General features: G+C 73.3%; 8 protein-coding genes. 2 read left to right on the plus strand and 6 right to left on the minus strand.

What is annotated here, in order from left to right; all coding sequences use genetic code 11:
* Positions 1–68: 68 nt before the first annotated feature.
* The 6 genes from ACH35V_RS42035 to ACH35V_RS42060 form a co-directional block, all read right to left on the minus strand.
* On the minus strand, positions 69–1025 hold the full coding sequence (locus ACH35V_RS42035) for an ABC transporter permease (RefSeq protein ID WP_395980497.1): 957 nt from the start codon (positions 1023–1025) through the stop codon (positions 69–71).
* Entirely contained in the window at positions 1022–1990 is a 969-nt protein-coding gene (locus ACH35V_RS42040; protein ID WP_395980498.1) for an ABC transporter permease, read from the minus strand. Before ACH35V_RS42040 ends, ACH35V_RS42035 begins: the two co-directional genes overlap by 4 nt.
* A gap of 159 nt (positions 1991–2149) precedes the next feature.
* Positions 2150–2914 (minus strand): NRDE family protein, encoded by a 765-nt coding sequence (locus ACH35V_RS42045; protein WP_395980499.1) that lies wholly within the window; start codon positions 2912–2914, stop codon positions 2150–2152.
* A 57-nt stretch (positions 2915–2971) separates the two neighbouring features.
* Positions 2972–3790 carry an SCO1664 family protein gene (locus ACH35V_RS42050; protein WP_395980500.1) on the minus strand — a complete coding sequence of 273 codons (819 nt, stop codon included), beginning with the start codon at positions 3788–3790 and terminating at the stop codon, positions 2972–2974.
* 120 nt (positions 3791–3910) lie between these two features.
* On the minus strand, positions 3911–4459 hold the full coding sequence (locus ACH35V_RS42055) for a DUF3090 domain-containing protein (RefSeq protein ID WP_395980501.1): 549 nt from the start codon (positions 4457–4459) through the stop codon (positions 3911–3913).
* Between the two features lie 10 nt (positions 4460–4469).
* On the minus strand, positions 4470–5195 hold the full coding sequence (locus ACH35V_RS42060; protein WP_395980502.1) for a histidine phosphatase family protein: 726 nt from the start codon (positions 5193–5195) through the stop codon (positions 4470–4472).
* 66 nt (positions 5196–5261) lie between these two features.
* Between ACH35V_RS42060 and ACH35V_RS42065 the strand changes: the two genes are divergently transcribed.
* Together ACH35V_RS42065 and ACH35V_RS42070 are read left to right on the plus strand one after the other, a co-directional pair.
* Positions 5262–6242 carry a magnesium and cobalt transport protein CorA gene (locus tag ACH35V_RS42065; protein ID WP_395980503.1) on the plus strand — a complete coding sequence of 327 codons (981 nt, stop codon included), beginning with the start codon at positions 5262–5264 and terminating at the stop codon, positions 6240–6242.
* Between the two features lie 64 nt (positions 6243–6306).
* Positions 6307–7212 (plus strand): aldo/keto reductase (locus tag ACH35V_RS42070; RefSeq protein WP_395980504.1); only part of this gene is annotated, 906 nt, incomplete at its 3' end.

Below are 7212 nucleotides of genomic sequence, written 5' to 3' on the forward strand. Positions count from 1 at the left end.
CCGAAAGCTTAGCCATGCCCTGTTCGCGGGTTTGCGGCGAGATCAGGTCAAGTGTCGCGGGTGTCCGGTCAGCCGGGCCGGACGCGGGGGTCCAGCACCGAGTAGCCGATGTCCACCAGCAGGTTCGCGGCGATCACGAACAGCGTCACCGTCAGCGTCACCCCGATGATCACCGGGGTGTCGCCGGTCGCGATGGACTGGTGGACGAGCTGCCCCACCCCCTGCAGCCCGAACACCTTCTCGGTGACGATCGTGGACCCGACCAGCGCGCCGAGGTCGATGCCGGCCTGCGTGACGACGGGCGCCAGCGCCGGCCGCAGCCCGTGCCGCAGGACGACGCGCCGCTCCGGCAGGCCCTTGGCCCGGGCCGTCCGCACGTAGTCCTCGCCGAGGACGTCCAGCATCGCGCCGCGGGTCAGGCGCGTGTAGGACGCGAGCATCAGGAACGCCAGCGCCGCCCACGGGAGGATCATCCGCCGGAGGAAGTGCTCCTGCATGGGCGGGCCCGCCTCGAACAGGTGGACGCCGGTCTCGCCCAGCCTGGTCGCGAACACGTACAGCAGCGACAGGGCCACCACGAACGGCGGCGTGGACAGGCCGACCAGCACGAACGCCGTCGCCGCCCTGTCCCACAGCGACCGCGCCCTGGACGCGCTGAGCACACCCAGCCCGACGCCCCCGGCGACCCAGAAGACCGCCGCACCGAAGACCAGCCACAGCGTCGTGGGAAGCCGCTCCGCGATCAGCGCCGACACCGGCGTCCCGCTGATGTAGGAGTCGCCGAGGTCGCCGCGCAGCAGCTGCCCCACGAACCGCCAGTACTGGACGAGCAGGGGCCGGTCGAGCCCGAGGTTGGCGCGGATCTGCGCCAGCGTCTCGGCGGTGGCGCGCGGCCCCCCGAGAACCCGCTCCACCGGGACGGGCGACACGTGCAGGAACACGAACACCAGCGTCGACACCAGCCACAGCACGACGGCCGAGTAGAGCAGGCGGCGCAGGACGTACCGCGGCAGCCCCCGGCTCACCGCCCGCGCCCGGCCCGGCCGCCGCCGCGCGGGTCGAGGGCGTCGCGGATCCCGTCGCCGACCAGGTTGAACGCCAGCGTGGTCAGCAGCAGCAGGGCGCCCGGGACGGCGAGGAGCCACCACGCGGCCCGGAACGCGTCGCTGCCCTCGCCGAGCATCGAGCCCAGGCTCGGCACCGGCGGCGGCACCCCGGCGCCGAGGAACGACAGCGTCGCCTCGAACACGATCGCCGCCGGGATCTGCAGCGAGGCCAGCACGGTGATCTGCGCGGCCAGGTTCGGCAGGACGTCCACGACCATGATCCGCGCGTCGGACGAGCCGAGCGCGCGGGACGCCTCGATGAACTCCCTGCGCCGCAGCGCCAGCACCTGGCCGCGGATCACCCGTCCGGCCGCCGCGAACGAGAAGAACGCGATCACCAGGACCGTCAGCGCCAGCCCGGCGGGGGCCGACGACACCCGGAACGTCGTCGCGAGCGTGATCGCCACGAGCAGGTAGGGCAGCGCGAGCGTCATGTCCATCAGCCGCGCCAGCAGCGCGTCGACGGCGCCCCCGGCGAACCCGGCGAGCGTCCCGGCGACGGTGCCGGCGACGGTGGCGAGCAGCGCCGCGCAGACCCCGACGACCAGGGACACGCGCGTCCCGTAGGCGGCGCGGACGAGGACGTCGCGTCCGAGCTGGTCGGCGCCCAGCGGGAACTCCGCGCCGGGCCCGCGCGGTTGCCCGGCGACGTCCAGCCCCGTCTCGGGGAACGTCTGGTCATAGGGATGGCCCGTCAGGTACGCCCAGAACGGTGCCAGCAACGCGAACACCGCGATGACCACCAGGACGGCGACGGACGCGACGGCGACCCGATCACGCCGGAAACGCCCCCAGGCCAGCTGCGACGGCGTCCGCCCTTGCACCGGCCCCGGCTCCGCGGGCTTCACCACCGGCCGCGCGCCGACGTCGACGCGCCCGCTCATCCCACCCCTGCCATCCGCGCACTCCCCGTCTGCTGATGACCGGCCCCGCAGGCGGCCCCCACCGCCCATGCAGATCGCGATAAGTGGCCAAGCTAACACCGAGCGTCATCGCACCGCCGCCGGTTGACGGAAAACACCGGCCGTCGGGAGAACGCGGCGCTAGAGCACCCGCGTCCAGGCGGCGGGATCACCGGGGACGGCGGAGAAGTCGTACCGGACGCCGTCCGCGCTGAGAGCGGTGAGGCTGACCGAGGTCGTGCCCCACACCCGCCCGTCACCGAGGTCGAGCAGCGGCAGCAGGGCCCGATGGTCGGCGCGGGGCAGGCCGTCGCCGTTCACCAGCGGCAGCCACTCGCCCCAGGCACGCTCCAGAGGCCCGTCCACCCCGGGCACGGGACGCGCCGCCGCGGCCAGCCGCGGCCGGAAATGCGCAAGCCGGGCCGCCATGTACGCGTCCTCGGTCTCACCCTCAAGCTGCCCTTCGCCCTCGAGCCCGCTGTTGACGATCACGTGCAGGCCGGGCCCGAGATCGCGCTCGGCGAGATCCACGCCGTCCCAGCTCCACAACCGCACCCGGTCGAGTTCCGCGCCGACGAGATGGAACGGGTCGAAGGAAGCGAGATCAACCCGCCCCAACTTGCCCTCGGCGGCCACCCGCAGCGGCAGCTCCCCCCGAGTGGACCTGCCCGCCTCGGGCGCCATCCGACCCCGCCCGTTCAGGACGGTGGCGATGCGCGGCGCCGCGGGCTCCACGGCGAACCAGGTCCCGCCCGCCCGCAGATCCCGCCCGGCGACGACCCCGGGCCGATCCGCCCAGTGCCGCCCCGGCGGCTCCCACTCCCGCGCGACGAACTCGTCCCGCACACCAACAACCACCACAGGAACCGGGGAGGACGGATCAACACTGATGATCGCCGTGCACATGCCCCCAATTGCACCACCCACCCCGATTCGCCCGAAGACCGGGGTCAAACTCCAGATTTACAGGGGCGGCCAAGGGATGGCCGGCCAGTCTTCCGGGGGGTAGGGGTGGATGCGGTGTTTCAGCATCAGCTCCACGCGGCGGCGGGTGGCGTCGACTTCGTCGGGGGTGAGGAGTTCGGAGAGGCGGGTGCCGAGCGCGCCGTCGCCCAGGGCGTCCTGGACGCGGCCCAGGGCCTCCAGCGCCTCGGGCGTCAGGGGCTTGCCGCGCCACTGCCACAGCACCGTGCGGAGCTTGTACTCGACGGAGAAGCAGACGCCGTGGTCGCAGCCGTAGACGCGGCCGTCGCCGGGCGGGAGCAGGTGGCCGATCTTGCGGTCGGCGTTGTTGACGACGGCGTCGAACACCGCCATGCGGCGGACGGCCTCGTCCTCGGAGCGGGACAGGGCGACGAGGTCGACGTCGGGGTCGGGCTCCACCCACAGCTGCACCATGCCGGGCCCGTAGGGGCCGTCGCGGTGGACGGTGGGCGGGACGGTGCCCCAGCCCATGGTCTTGGACACCTCGTAGGCGGCGACCTCGCGTTCGGCGAGGGTGCCGTCCGGGAAGTCCCAGAGGGGCCGCTCCCCGGCGACGGGCTTGTAGACGCAGCTCGCGGCCTGCCCGTCGTGCTCGATGGAGCAGTAGAGGGTGGCGTTGGACGCCTGGACGAGCCGGCCCTCCACGCCGAGCCGCCCGGCGCGCAGCAGCCGCTCGGCGGCGGCGACGTCGCGGGGGGAGACCGGGCATCGGGGCGCGCCGCCTCCGGCGGCCTGCCCGGACGCGCCGCCTCCGGCGGCGTCGCCCGCGGGCGCCCGGTCCCGGGAGGACTGCGTCATGCGTTCATTCTTCCGGCCACGCCGTCCATGATCCAGCACAACGGGCCCATTTCGTCCGCGACGGGCCGGGACCTGCGGCGCGCCGCGCAGATCGGGACGGAACGGGCCTGGGGCGTCATCTCAGCCGAGGTATCCGTTCTGGCGCGGGCACACGTGCCCCTCGGTGTCGAGGGGCAGGCCGCACAGCGGGCACGGCGGGCGCCCGGCCGCGACGACCTTCAGGGCCCGCTCGGCGAACGCGCGGGCCTGCGCCGCGCTGATCCGGACCCGCAGCACCGCGATGGCGGGGTCGTCCTCGCCGACCTCGGCGTCCTCCTCGGTCTCGGTGACCTCTTGCGCCTCGATGACGACCTGCTCGTCGTCGGGGTCCCACGCCAGCGCCATCGTGCCGACCTTGAACTCCTCCTCGACCGGCTGGTCGAGCGGCCCGTCGTCGACCAGTTCCGACGGGGTGACGGCCGGCACCGGGGCCTCGCCGCCGCTGCGCCGCAGCACCTCGTCCAGCAGCTCCTCCAGCCGCTCGGCGAGCAGCGTGACCTGGAACTTCTCCAGTCCGACGCTGGTGACGCGGCGTCCGGAACGCGCCTGCAGGAAGAACGCGCGGTCGCCTGGCCGCCCGACTGCGCCGGCGACGAATCGCTCCGGCAGGTCGTAGGAGATGACGGGCATGACAAAGACCCTACGCGCCGCCGCCTGGGACCGCGTCATCCGGCCCGAGTCCGTCTTTTCCGGCGCTTTCGCCGGACGTTTCGGGCACGAGAGCGGCGATGTCGCCGCCGGTGTCGTTGACGCGGACGACGAACGGGCGCGTTTCGGTGTAGCGGATCGCGGTGAGCGACGCCGGGTCGGCCTGGATCCGCTGGAACTGGTCGAGGTGGAGGCCGAGCGCGTCGGCGACGACCGCCTTGATGATGTCGCCGTGGCTGCACACGGCGTAGAGGGCGTCGGGGCCGTGCTCGGCGGCGATCCGCGCGTTCCAGTCGCGGACGGCGGTGACGGCGCGGTGCTGCGCGGCGGCGAGGGACTCGCCGGCCTCGCCGGGGAACGTCACGGCGCTCGGGTGGGCCTGCACGACCCGCCAGAGGGGCTCTTCGGCGAGTTCCTTGAGGGGACGGCCCGTCCAGTCGCCGTAGCGGACCTCGCCGAACCGCTCGTCCGTCTCGATCTTCTCGACGGGCGCGCCCCGCCCGGGGCCGCGCGCGGCGGCGATCGCCTCGGCGGTCTCGGCGCAGCGGTCGAGGGGGCTGGACACGATGGCGGCGAGCGGCAGCGGAGCCATGCGCTCGGCGAGCGCGGCGACCTGCGCGCGGCCGCGCTCGTCGAGGTGGACCCCGGGGGTCCACCCGGCCAGCACGGGGCCGGTCATCGCGGTCAGGCCATGCCTTACCAGGAGAAGCGTCGTCACAGCGGCCACTCTAGGAGATGACCGTCATCGCGGGACGCGGCCCGTCCGCTGCGCGGATGCGGGAGAATGCGCCATGTGATCGTGGACAAGGCCATCTACGCCGACGGGACGCGCCGCGACATCGACGGCGACATCAGCGACGCCTTCGACCTGGCCCGAGCGGACGGCGACTGCTTCGTCTGGATCGGCCTGCACGAACCCGACGAGGACGAGTTCGCGCTGGTCAGGGACGAGCTGCAGCTGCATCCCCTGGCCGCCGAGGACGCCGTTTCCGCGCACCAGCGGCCGAAGATGGAGCGCTACGACGACACGCTGCTCATCGTGCTGAAGACGCTGTCCTACGTCGACGCGACGTCCGACATCGAGGTCGGCGAGATCATGGTGTTCCTCGGCCCGGACTTCGTCATCACCGTCCGGCACGGCGCGGGCAACCCGCTCGGGCCCGTCCGCAAGCGGCTGGAGGACGCGCCGGAGCTGCTCAAGCACGGCGCGACCGCCGTCCTGTACGCGGTGTGCGACGAGGTCGTCGACCGGTACGGGATCGTCGCGCACGAGGTCGAGATCGACATCATCGGGCTGGAGAAGGCCGTGTTCGACCCGAGCGCGCGGGACGTCGTCGAGGACGTGTACTCCCTCAAGCGGGAGGTGCTGGAGTTCCGCGGCGCGGAGGACCCGCTCGTCCCGGTGCTGCAGGAGATCGTGAAGGGGCGGGTCGCCGAGTGCGGCTCCACCCGCGAGTACTTCCGCGACGTCCTGGACCACCTGCTCCGCGTCGACGAGCAGGTCGACGCGCACAACGAGCTGCTCAACAGCGTCCTGACCGCGCATCTGGCGCTGCTCGGCAAGCAGCAGAACGAGGACATGCGGAAGATCTCCGCGTGGGCCGCGATCATCGCGGTGCCGACCGCGATCGCCGGGATCTACGGCATGAACTTCGAGCACATGCCCGAGCTGAAGTGGACGTACTCGTACCCGGTCGTCCTCGTGGTGATCGTGGTGATCTGCGTGCTGCTGTTCCGCCGCCTCCGCAGGAGCGGCTGGCTCTAGCCGGGCCGCGTCGGGCTCTGACCCGGCCGCGTCCGGCTCGCCGGGACCGCTACATTGACCGCCTATGAAGGAGCGTCACCTCGGGCGGAGCGGGCTGCTGGTGTCCCGGCTGGGCCTCGGCACCATGACCTGGGGGCAGGACACCGGCCCGGAGGAGGCCGCGGCGCAGCTCGTCGCGTTCGCGGAGGCCGGCGGCACGCTGGTCGACACCGCCGACGTGTACAACGACGGCGACAGCGAGCGGATCCTCGGGCACCTGCTGCGCGAGCTCGTCGACCGGGACGGCGTCGTCGTCGCCACCAAGGCCGCGATCCGGCCGAACGGCCGCTACGACGGGTCGCGCCGGCATCTGCTCCGCGCCCTGGACGCCTCCCTCGACCGCATGGACCTCGACCACGTCGACCTGTGGCAGCTGCACGTGTACGACCCGGCGACGCCGCTGGAGGAGACGCTGTCGGCGCTGGACGAGGCCGTCGCGTCCGGCCGGGCCCGGTACGTCGGCGTGTCCAACTACGCGGGCTGGCAGGTGTCCAAGGCGGCCGCGTGGCAGCGCGCGTGGCCGGGCCGGGCGCCCGTCGTGTCCGCGCAGCTTGAGTACTCGCTGCTGAGCCGCGACATCGAGCGGGAGGTCGTGCCCGCCGCGGTGGACGCCGGGGCGGGGCTGCTGCCGTCGTCGCCGCTCGGGCGGGGCGTCCTGACCGGCAAGTACCGCACCGGCATCCCGGTCGGGTCGCGCGCCGCCGCCTCGCACTACGCCGACTTCGTCCAGCCGTACCTGGACGACGAGTGCGCCCGCATCGTCGAGTCGGTGGTGACCGCCGCCGAGGGACTCGGCCGGTCGCCGCTCGCGGTCGCGCTCGCGTGGGTCCGCGACCGTCCCGGGGTCGCCGCGCCGGTCGTCGGCGCCCGGACGGCGGCGCAGCTGGGCGCGATACTGGAGAGCGAGGACCTGACGCTGCCGAACGAGATC

It is taken from the genome of Actinomadura sp. 1N219 (assembly GCF_044326405.1).
In the GTDB taxonomy this organism is placed as follows: domain Bacteria; phylum Actinomycetota; class Actinomycetes; order Streptosporangiales; family Streptosporangiaceae; genus Spirillospora.